Origin of the sequence: Paenibacillus sp. FSL H3-0310 (assembly GCF_038002785.1) — a bacterium.
Lineage (GTDB): Bacteria > Bacillota > Bacilli > Paenibacillales > Paenibacillaceae > Paenibacillus_AQ > Paenibacillus_AQ odorifer.
In genome coordinates this window covers 1,365,138-1,382,292 of the sequence record NZ_JBBODC010000001.1, presented here as the reverse complement: position 1 = coordinate 1,382,292, position 17,155 = coordinate 1,365,138, and the positions used below count along the sequence as shown (strand labels likewise).

Below are 17,155 nucleotides of genomic sequence, written 5' to 3'. Positions count from 1 at the left end.
TGGTTGGAGTAAATACTTAAAATAAACTTTTTACATATAAAAATAAACTTTTATAAACCCACTAAAATCAAGGCCACAAACTGCGCAGCCTCATCCGCTAAATCCGTCTCCTGCACGATGCCCCAATTCGGTAGATATACGATCTCAACGCGCGTATCCTCGCCGCTATTACGCCCTTTGCCGAGTTCGATTACGCCGTGCCCTTCGTGTGCCAGCGTATCAGTTCCGAACAGGTACGTTGAATCTGCGAGTATCGTCTTCGTTCTCATGACGAATTACCGTAATCCGTACGTTAAATGCCGAGTCGCATTATCGCCTGGACATCGCCCGTCTCACCTCAGATTATATGAAACAAGCAGTATTGTTGCAAAGTTGAATTTAAGCTATCTTACTAAAACCTCTCTTATTATACTTTGTATACAAAACAACCACTTTTGTATACATAATAGTTACTTTTGTATACAAAAGTATCCATTTAGGGTACATTTTTCTGTCTACATGAGATATGTTAAGTTAAACGATCTCTCATTTTCTCTTAAATACTCATGCTGACGCCGTTTTTCGAAAATGTCTTTATTCTCGCTATGAAATCCACTTCACCATGCATATCACGTATACGATCCGCTAAACTCGCGTCGAATACCTCCGCTAAATCTTCGATCGCTATATTCGATGGCATATAGCCGGCATGGTGTTCGTCACACGATAACTAATTCCGCTATGTGGAATCTGTCCGAAGCTACGCGTACTCCGATCTCATCAAGAACCGCGATGGTACGGTTTTGGTAGGATAACTCTGTATATAACTCCAGGAGCGCATTCACATCGAAAAAGTAAGCCGAACGTTCCAACGGTTGCCCCTTTTCATTGGTGAGATCCGATATATGCGGATAATATACGAGTTAATTACTGCGGCGGTATCCGCAACGTACACTGTACGGATAATATGCAGTTTTTAGCGTGCGTCAATTGCGTTCCTCCTTCTATATTTACTTTATCTCAGATATAAACAACTGTCATTCAACAAATATGGTTTGAAATTGTAGCTTGACAAGCCCATATTTAAGCTATGTTTAGCGCTTTTGGACCAAAATCGAATAAAACCAGCTCTATCACAACCATATTTACCAAATAATGTGTCAGAGGATCAACTTCCTATTACGTTTTTTCTTACAAAAACTCCGCCGACTCCTGCGCTGCCTTTACCCGTTCCTTACGTTGCCCGTTCGCAAGGACTTGCGGCATTATACGCGGCAAGAGATACGTTATCAAAAAAACCGCCGTTAACTGCGTATATTTCGTTGTTACGCGATGTTCTGCGAAGGCACGTTCGATCGTTTCGCGTAAAGGACCCGCACCGTACAGCTTGAGCGCACGTTTGATTACGCCTTGTTCGAAGCGATAACCGCCCGCAGCCGGAATGTACGTTTCGACTCCGTAACGGTCGCAATTTAGCTCCGTAATCATCACCTAGACGGTCAGCGTATTCCAATCCGCGAGAGGTAGATTGCGCCAGTCTTTACGTTGGTCGGCGGTGATCTGAGCTATGGCACAAGTATACCTCCTCATATATAAAAGTTTCCAATTAGAGATTCTGCGATATATCGAGTATTTAAGAGAAAAACCCCATGGTAGTCTAGACCATCTGTGTGAATTTTGGACCGAAATCGGATTTTCTTGTATTATTTTATACTGGCCTTACTGACTCTACACCACCGATTATAGAATGATAGATAGCAAATCGTAAAACTCCAAATCCGGTGATTGAGTAAACTATCGTAGTGTCAGTCGATTCTTCGGAAAAATCAGTTAATGTTAACAATCGTTAATAACCTGTTGAAATACTGTTAACAATTTTTCAGTTAATGTTAACGATAATTCGGTAAATGTTAACATATATCCGCCTGGCTCTTCCCCTCTTTCCTTACATCTATCTCGATCATCTCCCGTTTACTCCCGAATACTACGCCGCACGCACGTTTTCTTTTTTCTACCGTTCTTGAAATACTGCGACCGCATCTCGCCAGCTTAACGCTACATTACTCGGTTTATCATGTAAATACAGATTAAACCCACGGATATATCGTTAGTTAACTGCGCCATTAACTACACTCTCGCTTCGTATAATGCTCGATAATATCGGCAAAAACGCTGACCTCCAAAGAGACCAGCGCTCATCCTACTCGGGACTCGCCTTTGCGTGCTCTATCACAAATCATCGTCTACTAATGCTACATATCGTTTAGTCATTGTAATATCAACATGCCCGAGCGTTCTTTGTAGCGAAAAGGCTAACGCACCATTACGAATGAACTCTAGTGAAAATGCATGTCTTAAGTCATAAGGGCGGGATATGAACACCAAGACTCTTACTATGATGTTCAAGATGATCACCCCACACGTGACGGTTAAGCTTGTTTCCTGACTCGGTGCAAAATATGGGTACTTTATTTGCCCAAAACCTCGGACGTAATTGAACGAGTCTTATTAGTGCATTTTTTGTTACTTCGGAAATGCTTAATGTGCGCGCTACCCTCATTTAGCTTTTGCTGCAGGTATATAAATACTCCCCGTCATTAAATTAAGGTTGTCTGGTAACAATCCGAGTGCTTCAGAAGGCCTTATTCCCGTATCCAAAGTTAACAATATAAGAGTGTAGTCTCTCATACCTACAAAAGTAGATTGATCAGGCACACTCAGAAGTTCCTGAACACCTCTAAATCGATAGCTACAATTCGAGAGCATTCTTTACGCTTTTTTTAAAGTACCTAAAGGGTTTTCTTTAAGGTACCCTTCACTAACACACTACTTAAAGAATGTCCTTAAATAGACAAGTCGGTTATTAAATGTTGAGGGGGCAATTCCTTCTTGAGAAAGGTGTTCTATTAAAGACGCCTTAAGAGCGATGTGAGAACTCCATGCGCTGGGGTATCGTTTAATAAACAAATTAACATTACGTACGTAGTCGTCGTATGTATGTGGACTAATTCCTTGTAACTTCTTTGTCTCCATAAACTCATCGAGAAGCTCAAACAACGGACGATTACTTTTTGGATTTGAACGTTTTATAGGTGACATTATTAGTATCCCCACCTCCGCCTCCTGATATTTATAAATGTCGTTAAATTTGACGACAACCCCTAACATAAATACAGCGCCAATCTCCGGAGAGATTGACGCATGTTTGTATATACCGTGAACTTACGTTAAGATTTACTTTAGCTAAACGTCCGATAAATTAGCGCTACTACATTAGGCGAATACGGAAAGTTTAACGGAGTCGCACACCGATAGTTTATCGGAATCTCCGTTCAACGAACGTACAAGTTGACGTGAACAAATGTTCTATCAAACGTCCTTATTCCGCGTAACACCAGCGTTTCAACTAACCTTATGCTCAATCCGCAGCTTGTCGGCTACCATGGCAATAAATTCCGAGTTAGTAGGCTTAGATTTGGAGATATTAATGGTGTAGCCGAATAAATGGCTAATGGAGTCAATGTTGCCACGTGTCCAAGCCACTTCAATCGCATGGCGGATCGCGCGTTCTACGCGTGAAGGCGTGGTTTTGAACTTCTCAGCGATTGCTGGGTAGAGTGTCTTCGTAATCGCACCAAGGATCTCGATATTGTTATATACCATGGTGATCGCTTCACGCAGGTACTGATAGCCCTTGATATGCGCTGGGACACCGATTTCATGGATGATCGAGGTAATGTTAGCGTCGAGGTTCTTGCCCTTAGAGAGCGGCACTACATTCGATCTGGACGTCGACGAATAATTGTACATGTTGGAGGAGGAGCTCATGCTGCCTTGAGAGCCGACAAGCTGACGTACACGATTTGCCAGGACCTCCATATCGAACGGTTTCAAAATATAATAGGATGCACCAAGCTGTACAGCTCTTTGAGTGATGTTCTCCTGACCAAAAGCAGTCAGCATGATGATCTTCGGTTGAGGATTCAGATCCATATCACGTAGACGTTCCAATACACCTAGGCCGTCTAAATGCGGCATAATGATATCAAGAATAAGAACATCGGGAATTTTACGCGCTTCGCTAAGCATTTGAAGCACTTCTTCACCATTGTAGGCGATACCCGTTACGGTCATATCTTCTTGCTCAGAAATGTACTCGGAAAGCAAATTCGTAAATTCCCTGTTATCATCGGCCAACAACACTTCAATATTCTGCACTGGCTGCTTCCTCCTTAATTATATCTGCTATTCGAAAATAACATTTTTTTCTTGTCTCTTACGTTTTCGACATGGAGATCGAATTCCCTTCTGTCGAAAATTATTTTTCTTTATTTTTTTTCTGCGTTGGATTATAATTAAATATTTTATCTCAATGTTCGAGGTTCTTCGTAATCGTTCGACAAAAAATCTTAAGGCTAAACCGCCTTAAGATTTAATGAATACCTATTCTCCTGTTTGGTCACACCTGAATCTTGAAGCATCCATTCGATGAAGCATCCATAACCGGACTTAGGATCATTTACAAATACATGAGTTACGGCTCCGATGAGACGGCCATCCTGTACGATAGGACTTCCGCTCATGCCTTGAACGATACCGCCTGTCTTATCGATAAGACGTGGATCGGTGATCCGCAGCACCATTCCTTTAGTGGCTGGCGTTTGCTGATGTGCTACATGAATGATCTCAACCTTAAACCGCTCCACCTGCTGTCCGTCAACTACAGTTAGGATCTCAGCAGGACCTTCCTTGACTTGATCGCTCATCGCCACGGGGATAGGTTCTTTGTAAAGACTGTGCTCGGGATTGGAGCTCATTTTACCGAAGATGCCGAAGTCAGTATTGCTCTCCACATTTCCAAGCACTTGGCTTTCTTTCAAAAAATGCGCTCGTTTCTCGCCCGGATCGCCATCCTGGCTTTTGGATATGGAGGTGACACTGGACTGAACGATATGACCACTGCCTACAACAATTGGAGTACCGGTATTCATGTCTGTAATCACATGTCCCAAAGCTCCATATACACCTTGCTCTGGAGCATAAAAAGTTAATGTGCCAACACCCGCTGCTGAATCACGAATGTACAGGCCTAACCGCCACACTTTGTCATGAATGTCATACGCGGGCTTTAACTTAGCTGTATGCTCTTTACCTCCGCGTTTGAAGACAATGGTCAAGGGGTTATTCGCTTTACCAGCACGATCCACCAGCTTGGCCACCTTGGACAACTCGTCCAATTTCTCACCATTCATGGAGATCATCAGATCACCCGGCACTAAACCGCTGACCTCTCCTGGGGAAAGCTTAGTTTTCTCGGATACTTCAATCAGATGATGACCAACAACCAAAACACCTGCTGATTTCACTTTCACACCGATCGTTTGACCTCCCGGGATCACCTTAAGCTCGGAATGAATTCCTTGTGCAGTCACCTTGGCTGGTTCACCTTGCAGTGGTGCAGCAGAACTTAGGTTTGTTCCCGTTATGCCCGATAAACTAAGAAAGAAGGCAAATAAAAGGCCTGGCATTAACTTCCTGAGGTTAGGCTTCAATGGCTGTCACGCTCCCTTTTGCTTCTTTCGCTTGACGAAAAAGGTGGTCGCCAATTGCGTACCTATAAGATAACCTTGCCCCCAGGCTTTTATTACTGTCAATCATTGCTCCGCTTAGCTTGTTGCAGCCTTACTTGCCTCGGCCAGATTAAGCATTTCCTGCGAGTGGTGCAATGTTTTTTCGGTAATTTCTACGCCACCCAGCATCCTGGCCAGCTCCATTACACGTCCATCGTTCGTTAGGGATTCCACTTCAGTCATGGTTCTTCCATCCTCAACCTTTTTGCGGATTAAGTACTGATGGTCAGCCATACAAGCCACCTGCGGCAAGTGAGTAATGGAGAACACCTGACAGGTAGAGGACAGCTTAAACAGCTTATCTGCGATGGACTGAGCAGCTCTGCCGCTGACACCAGTATCCACTTCGTCAAAAATTAGAACTGGAATTGCATCATGGCGCGCAAAAATACTTTTCATTGCCAGCATAATACGCGACAGCTCACCACCAGAGGCAATTTTGCCAAGAGGTCTCAGGGGTTCGCCCGGGTTAGGGGATATCATAAATTCTGCGCTGTCTATCCCTTGTCTTGTGAGGCGAATACGCCGACCATTGTATTCGACTCCACGCGGGTCCTCCAGCCTGTCCAATTTGACCTGCAACGAGGTTCTTTCCATTTGAAGGTCTTTGAGCTCACCCTCCACTTGGGTGGCCAGATCAGCAGCACAAAGCTTTCGTGCTTCACTTAATTCCGTAGCTGCTTCCATTAATACAGACAGCAACGAATCGCGCTTCGCCGTCAGTTTCTCCAGATATTCATCTTTATTCTCAAGCAAATCAGTTTCCCGGTGAATTTGTTCATAATAAGCCAAAATCTGTTCTACACTTTCTCCATATTTACGTCGGAGTCCAGTGATCAAATCCAAACGATTCTCTATTTCTTCAAGTCGCATCGGATTGAACTCGATATTTTCCCGGTAATCACGAAGCTGAAAAGCAGCATCCTCTAGCTGGTAATATGAGGACTGCAGCTGTTCGAGCACTGTTCGCAGACCCTTCTCATCGTAACGAACTGCATCCTCAAGTCTGGAAATAACATTACCGATCGATTCCAAGCCTTGTCTGTCGTAAAGTAGCTCATATGCACCCGATACGGAATCCATCATTTTCTCACTGTGGGATAGTTTGACCCGTTCTTCGGTAAGTAATTCATCTTCTCCCGGTTTTAATCCGGCGGATGAAATTTCTTCAAGCTGAAAACGATATAAGTCAAGCATTTGGTATGCCTTCTGGCTGGATTCCTGCAGCTCTCGCAGCTCTTTCTCCACCTTCGCGAAGGCAGAATACCTTTCCTGAAAAACTGCCTTTAGCGGACCAATAATCGGTTCTCCGTATGTATCCAGCAGTCCCAGATGCCGTTCCGCCTTCAGCAAGTTCTGGTGCTCATGCTGGCCGTGTATATTAACCAGCTGCTCGCCGATCTCGCGAAGCATGGTAAGATTGACCATCTGCCCATTTACACGTGATGTACTTTTACCTTGAGAGGTAAGCTCGCGTCGTATAATAAGATGCTCCTCGCGCTGGGCCTCAATGCCAAGACGCTCCAAAGTCTCCCAAACGGGATGACCGCTGGGAAGACTGAAGAGCGCCTCCATCTCCGCTTTTTCACAACCATAACGAATGGAATCCGCAGAACCGCGGCCTCCAACAATCAATCCAAGCGCATCAATAATAATGGATTTACCTGCCCCGGTCTCCCCCGTAAGCACGTGGAAGCCAGGATAAAAATGCACATCTACCGCCTCAACGACGGCAAGATTGCGTATAGACAAGGTTTCTAACACTAATAGAGCACCTCCGAGAAGATGACAGGCATCTGATTAATTATAATTAAGAAATATAACCCATGATTTGTGAAATTACGGTCTTGCTGTCCTCAGGTAAACGGCAAATGATAAGGATTGTATCATCACCAGAAAGGGTTCCCATAATTTGCGGCCAGTCAATATTATCAATTAAAGCAGCGACAGAGTTAGCCGTACCTGGTAAACATTTCATCACCACAAGATTAGCCGAGGAATCGATCTGCACAAAATTATCCACAAGAACGCGCTTAAGCTTCTGAATGGGATTGTACCGTTGATCCGTTGGAAGTGAATATTTATATCTTCCATCATCCATGGGTACCTTGATGAGCAACAGCTCTTTTATATCTCGAGATACTGTGGCTTGAGTAACTTGAAAACCTGATTCCCGCAAGGCTTCCACAAGCTCGTCCTGTGTCTCGATATCCTTTTGTGTAATAATTTCACGAATCTTAATATGTCGTTGTCCCTTCATTGTTGCCTCCTGGTATATAAAAAATATGGACTCAGTTTGATTCTCCGTCGTCTTTGCCAAGCTTAATGACATGGATCGATGCTGTTGCTACATTAACATATAGAACGCCGCTGCATTCCGGATAGATCAGCAGGTAGGGAAGCAAGGTATCACGTAAGCCACTGCCAGTGAAATCCAAAGGCTTGCGTGGTCTGGAAAGGATAACTAAATATAAAGATCCTTCCTCTTTTGTCGCCACATAATCTATAAATAACCGGCTATACATCTGCGCCCCATTTACGTTGAAAGACAAGGGGATTTTTAATTTCCCTCCAACGACCTCATATCCTTCATCCTCAAGTATATCAATAGAGGGATGTGGAATAATCACTTTATTGAACGGAATTTGATCCTTCATAAAAGAACGCGGAGAACTCTGCAGCCATACATATATCCGATATATTATAAAAATCGATAATGCTACCCCAATAAACGCCATAACGACCTTGTCAGAGCTACCCGCCACTATCAATCACCTCGGTGATTTATTCGCGTGAAGCCCTGGTAAATCCTGCTTCTAAGCTGTCTTTTTATAAGCTTTCCGCATAATTGATATTATTCGCTAATTCAGCAATTTACAATTACAACGAGCACAGTAAATCCAAAAAAGATTCAAAATATAAAGACCCGGATTTTATACCGGGTCTTTATTTTAATAAATTCAATCCCTTTGAGCAAATCTGCTCCCTCAATCTTAACAGATGAAGAGGAATTTTCAAGGTTGAACTCTTCAGACTTCCCACTCAAAAAAAACACCCCGCTGACCATTTGAGGTTGACGGGGTGTTCATAAAGCTCTAACGGCGCGCGGAGTTTCCATGAGTAGAACTCACATTAAAAGTACCCGTAGCCTGCTTAATCACTTCATCAGCAAGGGATGGAAAGTCCTCCACTGGAATGACTGCTGCAACAGCAGCTGCCGGCTGTACGGATGATTCTTCGCCTTCCGCCACTTCTGGCGTCAGTCTCCAATGAGCAAGAAACTCAATATTGCCTTCCCCGCCTGTAATTGGCGAAAAAGTCAATCCATGGAGACCGAATCCTAACTCAGCAGCCATAGTCAGTACATTAATCAAAACCTCTTTATGGACAGCGGAATCACGAATCACACCTGATTTTCCAACCTTCTCACGTCCAGCCTCAAATTGCGGCTTGATGAGTGCAGCGATATCTGCTGGACGTTGCAGCAAGGCTTTGAGGGGTGGGAGAATTATTTTTAAGGATATAAAAGATACATCAATACTGGCAAAGTCCGGAACAGGACCCTGCAAATCTGTAGGTGTCATATACCGGAAGTTCGTACGCTCCATAACGCTCACTCGCTCATCATTCCGCAGTGACCAATCCAGCTGGTTATAGCCAACATCAATGGCGTACACATGGCTTACACCATTCTGAAGCGCACAATCTGTGAAGCCGCCAGTGGAAGCACCAATGTCCAGCATGTTCCGACCGGTAAGATCAATATTAAATTGGCGAAGAGCCTTCTCCAGCTTTAGGCCTCCACGACTGACATACGGATGCACAGAGCCTTTAACCTTAAGGGTAGACTCCCGCGAGACCTTCATGCCAGCTTTTTCAATACGTTCCTCATCCGCGAGCACCAACCCTGCCATAATAGCAGCTTTAGCTTTCTCCCGACTTTCATAAAAACCTTGCTCCACAAGCAGTACATCAATCCGTTCTTTACGGTGTTCCATGGTCATCTCCCGATCGTTCAAGGGTTACTAATTTCCGGCTTCCACTTAGGAAGACGAAGTCGTTTTGTAATTATAAGCACTTAGAGCCATCATGGACTTGATACGTGCACATAACGCTTCTACGGTAAGACCTGTTTGCTGACGTTGTTCTTTAATGGAGCCATGCTCCACGAAGATGTCGGGCACACCCATCAGATGTACACGAGCGTCATAAATTTCATGCTCCGCGTAGAACTCCAATACCGCACTGCCGAGACTTCCCGCTTGGCAAGCCTCTTCAATAACAACCATATTGGTTCCAGCATGAGCCAAATCCAGAAGCATGGAATTATCAAGCGGCTTCAGGAAACGCGCATTCACAACGCCCACCTGAATCCCTTCCCGCTTCAGCAAATCAGCGGCTTCTTCAGCCACTTGAACCATAGGACCACATGCCACTACAGCATATCCTTCTCCTGTACGCAGTCGTTCCCATGATCCTATAGGAAGGGTATGCAGTTCAGCGTCCAATGCCACACCTGTTCCGTTAATACGCGGATAGCGGTAAGCAATTGGACCGTCATTATATTCAAGTGCCGTCTTCATCATATGACGCAGCTCATTTTCGTCTTTTGGCATCATCATAACCATATTAGGGATATGGCGCATAAAAGCAACATCGTACACACCCTGATGAGTCTCACCATCCGCACCCACAAATCCAGCACGGTCAATGGCGAACATAACATTGGCATTATGGCGGCAAATATCATGGACGATCTGATCATAGGCACGCTGCATGAAGGTAGAATACACGGCGTATACCGGCTTCATCCCTTCCATAGCCAAAGCTGCACACAAGGTTGCTGCATGCTGCTCTGCAATCCCCACGTCAATCATACGATCCGGGAATTCCTTCGCAAAAGGAAACAAACCTGAACCGCCTGGCATCGCAGGGGTAACTGCAATCAGACGCGAATCTTCACGTCCTAGCTCAATCAGTGTACTACCAAATACTTCGGTGTACATTGGAGGACCTACAGCTTTAAGTGCCTGACCTGACTCAATTTTGTAAGGGGAAATAGCATGCGATTTATAAAAATCAGTCTCAGCCGGTTTATAGCCCTTGCCTTTGGTCGTCAGCACATGCACAAGCACAGGACCCGCCACGTTATCTGCTTGATGGAAGGTGTCGATCATTTTCTCCAGATCATGTCCATCCACTGGCCCAAGATACGTAAAGCCAAGCTCTTCAAACAATACTCCAGGAACCATCATATATTTAAGACTGTTTTTTAATTGTTCAGCGGTTTTCGCTAATCGTCCACCGATGGCCGGAATCTTCTTAAGCAGCCCTTCAACCTCGTCTTTGGCACGCAAATAATGACGGTCCGAACGAATTTTGCTTAAATAATTGTGCATCGCCCCTACATTCGGAGCAATCGACATTTCATTATCGTTCAAAATGACCATCAGCTTGCGCTTCTCATGACCAATGTGGTTAAGCGCTTCAAAAGCCATCCCGCCGGTAAGCGCACCGTCACCAATCACGGCAATCACCTTGTTGTCTTCGCCTTTTAGATCACGAGCCATAGCCATCCCCATAGCTGCCGACAAAGAGGTGCTGCTATGTCCAGCCTCCCACACATCATGTTCGCTTTCAGAGCGCTTAACAAAGCCGCACAATCCCTGATATTTGCGTAGGGTATCAAAGCGATCTTGACGGCCGGTCAGTATTTTGTGGACATAGGCTTGGTGGCCAACGTCGTAGATCATTTTGTCACGAGGACTGTTGTAGCAATAATGTAAGGCCAGCGTGAGCTCCACCACCCCCAGATTAGAACCGAGGTGCCCGCCGGTTGCTGTAAGCTTCTCAATCAGAAATCGTCGAATTTCCTCTGCAAGAGTAGTTAATTCTTCGACTGACAGTGATTTCAGTTGTTGTGGATCATTTATTTGTGGAAGCAGCACGAATAGTTCCCCGCTTTCCTAGATGTTGTAAAATATATAAAAACCATTATAACACAAACGAAACGGCTGTCGAAATACAGCCGCTTCGAAAGTTCATACTTAGTGATCACGTGCCATTAAATAATCTGCAATTTCCAGCAGGCGCTGGTTGTCGTAAAAACCGCCATTCAGCACAGCATTTTGCGCTGCTTCTGTAAGCCGCTTCACCTCAGCACGTGATTCCTCCAACCCAATAAAATAAGGGTAGGTTACCTTCTGCTGCTTGATATCGCTGCCTGTTTTTTTACCAAGCTTGCCTTCATCACCAACCAAATCAAGAATATCATCCTGAATTTGAAAAGCGAGTCCGATGCTAGTGCCAAAATCACGCAGAGCTTCAAGCTGCTTCTCTGTTGCCCCTGCAATACGTCCGCCGGCTAACAGCGAAAAAATAATTAAATCTCCGGTTTTATGCAGATGAATATATTTCAGCTGCGCTAGATCTGTTAGTCCTTGCTCGCCTTCCATATCTGCAATCTGACCGCCGACCATGCCGCGTGGACCTGCCATTTCCGCCAGATCCTCTACTATGGATAAAACATTTTCAGCAGGAATGCCAAATTTACGCGAGGCTTGTACCACACTGTAAAAAGCATGGGTCAAAAGCGCATCACCCGCAAGAATAGCCGATGCTTCACCAAAGACTTTATGATTCGTCAGCTTGCCGCGCCGATAATCATCATTATCCATGGCAGGCAGATCATCATGAATCAACGAGTAGGTATGTACCATCTCAATCGCAGCAGCAACAGGCAAGGCTGCTTCACGGCTGCCTCCCAGTGATTCACAAGCAGCGATCACAAGCAGCGGCCGGAGGCGTTTGCCTCCTGCCATTAGCGAATACTTCATCGCTTGCTGTAAATTTTCTGGTACCGTCCACGCTGCGGGAAGAATAGTCTCAAGCTCATGTGAGAGCAAATCACTTATCGATGCGATGTAATCCTCCAGCGGCTGCCGCATGCTTTCACTTGCAGAGCTTCCCTCCAGATCATTCTCAAAGCGATTCATCAGCGTCCCCTTCCAGACGTGCACCAAACGGCTTTTTGCGCAGTTCTCCGTCCTCTTGGGTAATCATTTCGATCTTACGCTCTACTTGTTCCAGCTTGCTGCCGCAAAGCTGCGACAGCTTCATGCCCTGCTGAAATAAATCGATGGCCTTCTCCAGAGGAACGTCGCCGTGTTCAAGCTCACGAACGATTTCCTCCAGTCGGTCCATAGCGCCTTCAAAATCAAGTTCCGCTTCCTTCGTCATCGTCTTTGCCATCCTCCTTCATCCCCCATACTTGGCAGTTCAGCTGTCCGTCATTCATCTTTATCACCACAAGATCGCCAAGCTGCACTTCAGTCAGCGATTTGATTAAATGTTCTTCCGCCTCGTCATACACTAAGCTGTAGCCTCGTGACATTACTTTAAGCGGGCTAAGCGCATCTAGGTGACGAATCTCTGCCACATAGCGAGATCGCTTCTCCTGCAAACGAGCCTGCATAGCGCCCATTAACTCACGGCGCAGACTGTCTGTGAGCTGACGTGCTGCGGCAACACTGTCGCGCGGATGGAACCGCTGCAGACTGTGATGCAGCACCGCCTTGCGCTCGCGGGAACGGCTGAGCCGTGCATCCGCCGAGCGCTGGAGCCGCACACGCAGCATGTCCAGCCGCTGCGTGTGCTGAATCAGCGTGCGGCGCGGGCCTGCCAGCGCCAGCGAGCGCTGCAGCACCGAGTGGCGCTCGCGTCCACGCTGGGCGCGTTGTTGCAGCGCCTGACGCAGCCGCTGCTGCAGTTGGCGAAGCTGCGCAGCTAGCTCGCCGGCATGAGGCACGGCCAGCTCAGCGGCCGCTGTGGGCGTAGCCGCGCGGAGGTCGGCGGCGAAATCGGCAATCGTGAAATCGGTCTCGTGGCCGACGGCCGAGATGACCGGAATCCTTGATGCCGATATCGCTCTCGCGACTTCCTCCTCGTTGAACGCCCACAGCTCCTCCAGCGAACCGCCGCCGCGGCCGACGATAAGCACGTCGGCTTCACCCATGGCGTTCAGCGCACCAATCGCCTTCACTATCGAAGGCGCAGCGCCTTTGCCTTGCACCAGTACGGGATAGATTACAATAGCTACCTGCGGAAACCGCCGCTGAAGCGTAATCACAATATCTCGTACAGCTGCTCCTGTTGGGGAAGTAATCACACCAATACACTTCGGAAACCGCGGCAACGAACGCTTGCGAGCTTCTGCAAAAAGGCCTTCTTTTTCAAGCTTGCTCTTCAGCTGCTCATAGGCTAGATATAAACTGCCAATCCCATCAGGCTGCATATGTGTGGCGTAGAATTGATATTGCCCATCCCGTTCATAAACGGTCACATTACCTCTGGCAATTACCCGAGCGCCTTCTTTCGGAATAAAGGGCAGCCGCTGGTTATGAGAAGCGAACATAATCGCTTTAATGCGGCTGCTCTCGTCCTTAAGTGTGAAATACATATGCCCGCTGCCATGATGTGTAAAGTTGGAAATCTCTCCGCGAATCCACACATCCGAAAGTAAATTATCCGAGTCTAGCTTCATGCGGATATAACGGTTGAGTTCTTTGATCGAATAAACCTGCCGCTCTGCCGCCATGAATCTTACCCCTATTCCAGGCCGTGACGGCGTTTAGCCGCAATCAGCGTGTTGCTCATCAGCATTGTAATAGTCATCGGACCAACCCCGCCTGGAACAGGCGTGATGTATCCGGCAACTTCTTTTGCACTTTCATAATCAACATCACCTGCGAGTTTACCGTTATCCAGACGGTTCATGCCCACATCGATGACAACAGCACCCGGCTTCACATAGGAAGCATCAATGAAATTAGCTCGTCCGATCGCTACAACCAAAATATCCGCTTGACGGCTAATCTCTTGCATATTAGCTGTACGGGAATGGCACATAGTTACGGTAGCATTTTCGCGTTGCAACAAGAGGGAAACTGGCTTTCCTACAATATTGCTACGACCAATTACAACGGCATGTTTACCTGCCATACCTGTTCCTGTACGTTTGATCAGTTCGATTACTCCTGCAGGAGTACATGGAAGAAGACTGTCGGCACCGATGACCAGGTTGCCTACATTGACAGGGTGAAAGCCGTCTACATCCTTTTCCACAGAGATTGCATCAATAACAGCCTTCTCCTCGATATGCTTAGGCAATGGGAGTTGAACCAGAATTCCGTCGATATCATCGCGTCCGTTTAGCTCTGCTACCAGTGCCAGAAGTTCTTCTTGAGAAGTGGATTCATCCAATTTATGCACTTCCGAATGGAATCCTAAGCTGATACAAGATTTCTCCTTATTGCGAACATAAACCTGAGATCCCGGGTCTTCACCTACTAGAATAACAGCCAAACCGGGCTTTACGCCGCGTTTCGCCAGTTCAGCAACCTCTTGGGCAATGCTAATACGAATTTCCTCGGATACTTGTTTACCACTGATGATTGCTGCTGTCATGTTAGTCTCTCCCCTTTTATATACTTTACTATGGTTTATAAATTAAGAATGGTCAGCTTTAATACTATCTATCTCTTGGATCATCTTGCCGAGTACTCCGTTAACAAACTTCCCGGAATCATCCGTTCCAAAATGCTTGGCCAAATCGATCGCTTCATTCACCGCAACCTTCGCAGGCACATCATTGGCGAACACCATTTCATACGCTGCTAAACGTAGAATCTGACGATCCACACGTGACAGACGGCTCATTTGCCAGCCCTTCAGGTAATGTTCAAGTATATCGTCGATCGCTACCTTGTGCTCCCATACCCCATTCACATGCTCTACCACATAGTGTTTAAGCTGAATCTCGTCCGTGATTACACGTTCGGTTTCATTCTCTTCTGAAGCTTCCTCGAGCAGCATTTCTACAGCTTCCGCGCTTTCCACATCGTTCATTTCCATCTGATACAGGCTTTGGACAATAATCTCTCTAGCTATACGTCTTTTCATGTGTTCCTCCTAAAATCTTATATCGCATTAAAATATTCACTTGTACTGCATCAACGTCTACGACCCAAATATCGCTTTCACACTTATTCATTCTTTCCCTATTCCTGTGAGGATTATTGCACAAAGCGAAGATACCTTCAGAGGAAGCTCGCAAATATACCGATCCCTTGTCGCAAAAAAACCGCAAAGCCTTTCTTCCGGGGGCAACGGACAACACAAACTTACGGTTTCCTGCTCCGGGAAAAAGACTATCGCGGTTCACTTAAAGGGACGCCAGCGTCCGGATAATCGCGAAACCAACTCCTGCCATTGAAACAGGGGCGCTTGCGCGGTATCCTTTCTTTTGCCGAGCGTATATCCGATGAACACTACCAGTGCAAAGAACAGCATATCCCAAAAACCGCAAATTAAATAAATCAAACCCAGACCAATGCCGAAAGTCACTCCGGCGATTCTACCCCCGTGACTTTCCCATACTTCTTTCCAAGACATAAGGGAAACTCACCTCTATTCCACTCGACTTTTGAAGCTTGGAGACTGCGTGAGGTTAGCAATATATACAGACACATCAGCAACCGGAATGCCGGTTGTCTCCTGCACAAAATCATGCACCTGACGTTGTACTTCTGTCGTAAGCAACGGTAATGAATGCTCACCGTCCACTACTGCACGAATTGTAATTTCAAGGCCAGCCTGCGAGACACGAATACGTGACTTGAGATCTCTGATTCCCTTCACTTTACCGGCAGCCTTAAGACTCAGATTCTCAATAGTTTCCATTGAAATCTGGATATCCCCATACTCTGTACGCTGATCGACCGAAGGCAATGAAGCGCGATCACGGCGCAGAGAGATGTAGAAAAATCGGATGCTCAGAAGGAACAAGACAACTGCTACTATTATTGCTGTAATATAAGCTGCTGGTCCATTCTCAATCTCCAAAGTTCTAGGAATCGCACCGCTTAAGAGGAGGATGGCAATAACAGATAGTATTCCGATACTTAAGCTGTAGACAAACAGCAAAAGTCTGTCCAAAATTTTTGCCACGAGTCTCATAACCTCCTTAAATTAGAGTAAACCCTCGACTTTGCTGTCGGGGGTTTATGGAAGAACGATGACTGCTATTTCACACGAAGAATCGTTTCAGTTTCTTCGTTCTTGTCTACAGTGTTGTTGTTCTTGAATTGCACATCATGAATATGCACATTCACTTCCACAACAGTCAGACCAGTCATAGTCTCGATGGAGCGCTTAACATTACGTTGAATTTCAGCAGCCACTTCAGGAAGGCGATTGCCATATTCAATAATTACAGAAACATCCACCGCAGCTTCACGTTGTCCAACCTCTACTTTAACTCCTTTGGACAGATTCTTACGTCCAAGAAGTTCAACAATACCACCGGCGAATCCGCCGCTCATACCTGCTACACCTTTAACCTCAACGGTCGCCAGACCTGCAATAACCTCGATTACTTCAGGAGCAATCTGGATTTCACCGATTTCCGTCCGTTCGTATTCTGTCGGCAATGTACTCATTTTAGACTTCACACCTTTCAAGAAAGATTGTTCATGATTTCAAGCGTA

Annotated in this window: 19 protein-coding genes; all 19 read right to left on the bottom strand. The window is 46.0% G+C overall.

Annotated features, from left to right (window positions below; translation table 11 throughout):
- Positions 1-50 precede the first annotated feature (50 nt).
- The 19 genes from MHH63_RS06170 to MHH63_RS06080 all read right to left on the bottom strand — a co-directional run bounded on the left by MHH63_RS06170 (position 51) and on the right by MHH63_RS06080 (position 17,107).
- The gene (locus tag MHH63_RS06170; protein WP_076129462.1) at positions 51-269 is read right to left on the bottom strand and encodes a hypothetical protein; all 219 of its coding nucleotides are present in this window, start codon (positions 267-269) and stop codon (positions 51-53) included.
- Between the two features lie 429 nt (positions 270-698).
- On the bottom strand, positions 699-851 hold the full coding sequence (locus MHH63_RS06165) for a hypothetical protein (protein ID WP_179086314.1): 153 nt from the start codon (positions 849-851) through the stop codon (positions 699-701).
- A 319-nt stretch (positions 852-1,170) separates the two neighbouring features.
- Positions 1,171-1,467, bottom strand: coding sequence for a hypothetical protein (locus MHH63_RS06160; RefSeq protein WP_076129461.1), 297 nt, complete (start codon positions 1,465-1,467; stop codon positions 1,171-1,173).
- A 741-nt stretch (positions 1,468-2,208) separates the two neighbouring features.
- Positions 2,209-2,385, bottom strand: a complete 177-nt coding sequence (locus tag MHH63_RS06155; RefSeq protein WP_179086313.1) for a tyrosine-type recombinase/integrase — start codon at positions 2,383-2,385, stop codon at positions 2,209-2,211.
- 996 nt (positions 2,386-3,381) lie between these two features.
- Entirely contained in the window at positions 3,382-4,197 is an 816-nt protein-coding gene (spo0A, locus tag MHH63_RS06150) for a sporulation transcription factor Spo0A (protein WP_036682806.1), read from the bottom strand.
- A 197-nt stretch (positions 4,198-4,394) separates the two neighbouring features.
- Complete coding sequence (gene spoIVB / locus MHH63_RS06145; protein WP_081383394.1) at positions 4,395-5,507, bottom strand: SpoIVB peptidase; 1,113 nt, start codon at positions 5,505-5,507, stop codon at positions 4,395-4,397.
- A 138-nt stretch (positions 5,508-5,645) separates the two neighbouring features.
- Positions 5,646-7,373, bottom strand: a complete 1,728-nt coding sequence (gene recN, locus MHH63_RS06140; protein WP_076129654.1) for a DNA repair protein RecN — start codon at positions 7,371-7,373, stop codon at positions 5,646-5,648.
- A gap of 46 nt (positions 7,374-7,419) precedes the next feature.
- Positions 7,420-7,869, bottom strand: coding sequence for a transcriptional regulator AhrC/ArgR (ahrC, locus tag MHH63_RS06135; protein ID WP_036682813.1), 450 nt, complete (start codon positions 7,867-7,869; stop codon positions 7,420-7,422).
- A 31-nt stretch (positions 7,870-7,900) separates the two neighbouring features.
- Positions 7,901-8,374 (bottom strand): hypothetical protein, encoded by a 474-nt coding sequence (locus tag MHH63_RS06130; protein WP_232061423.1) that lies wholly within the window; start codon positions 8,372-8,374, stop codon positions 7,901-7,903.
- Between the two features lie 330 nt (positions 8,375-8,704).
- Positions 8,705-9,607, bottom strand: a complete 903-nt coding sequence (locus MHH63_RS06125; RefSeq protein WP_076129653.1) for a TlyA family RNA methyltransferase — start codon at positions 9,605-9,607, stop codon at positions 8,705-8,707.
- Positions 9,608-9,652: 45 nt separating this feature from the next.
- The gene (gene dxs / locus MHH63_RS06120; protein ID WP_076129652.1) at positions 9,653-11,557 is read right to left on the bottom strand and encodes a 1-deoxy-D-xylulose-5-phosphate synthase; all 1,905 of its coding nucleotides are present in this window, start codon (positions 11,555-11,557) and stop codon (positions 9,653-9,655) included.
- A 99-nt stretch (positions 11,558-11,656) separates the two neighbouring features.
- The gene (locus MHH63_RS06115; RefSeq protein WP_340394320.1) at positions 11,657-12,604 is read right to left on the bottom strand and encodes a polyprenyl synthetase family protein; all 948 of its coding nucleotides are present in this window, start codon (positions 12,602-12,604) and stop codon (positions 11,657-11,659) included.
- Entirely contained in the window at positions 12,591-12,848 is a 258-nt protein-coding gene (xseB, locus tag MHH63_RS06110; protein WP_036682818.1) for an exodeoxyribonuclease VII small subunit, read from the bottom strand. Before xseB ends, MHH63_RS06115 begins: the two co-directional genes overlap by 14 nt.
- Positions 12,826-14,205, bottom strand: a complete 1,380-nt coding sequence (gene xseA / locus MHH63_RS06105; protein WP_036682820.1) for an exodeoxyribonuclease VII large subunit — start codon at positions 14,203-14,205, stop codon at positions 12,826-12,828. The genes xseB and xseA overlap by 23 nt, the downstream gene beginning before the upstream one ends.
- A gap of 11 nt (positions 14,206-14,216) precedes the next feature.
- Positions 14,217-15,074 carry a bifunctional methylenetetrahydrofolate dehydrogenase/methenyltetrahydrofolate cyclohydrolase FolD gene (folD, locus tag MHH63_RS06100; RefSeq protein ID WP_036682821.1) on the bottom strand — a complete coding sequence of 286 codons (858 nt, stop codon included), beginning with the start codon at positions 15,072-15,074 and terminating at the stop codon, positions 14,217-14,219.
- A 42-nt stretch (positions 15,075-15,116) separates the two neighbouring features.
- Entirely contained in the window at positions 15,117-15,569 is a 453-nt protein-coding gene (gene nusB, locus MHH63_RS06095) for a transcription antitermination factor NusB (RefSeq protein ID WP_340394323.1), read from the bottom strand.
- A gap of 258 nt (positions 15,570-15,827) precedes the next feature.
- Positions 15,828-16,061 carry a DUF2273 domain-containing protein gene (locus tag MHH63_RS06090; protein ID WP_036682825.1) on the bottom strand — a complete coding sequence of 78 codons (234 nt, stop codon included), beginning with the start codon at positions 16,059-16,061 and terminating at the stop codon, positions 15,828-15,830.
- Positions 16,062-16,076: 15 nt separating this feature from the next.
- Positions 16,077-16,616, bottom strand: a complete 540-nt coding sequence (amaP, locus tag MHH63_RS06085; protein WP_036682827.1) for an alkaline shock response membrane anchor protein AmaP — start codon at positions 16,614-16,616, stop codon at positions 16,077-16,079.
- A 74-nt stretch (positions 16,617-16,690) separates the two neighbouring features.
- On the bottom strand, positions 16,691-17,107 hold the full coding sequence (locus MHH63_RS06080; RefSeq protein ID WP_076129649.1) for an Asp23/Gls24 family envelope stress response protein: 417 nt from the start codon (positions 17,105-17,107) through the stop codon (positions 16,691-16,693).
- Positions 17,108-17,155 lie beyond the last annotated feature (48 nt).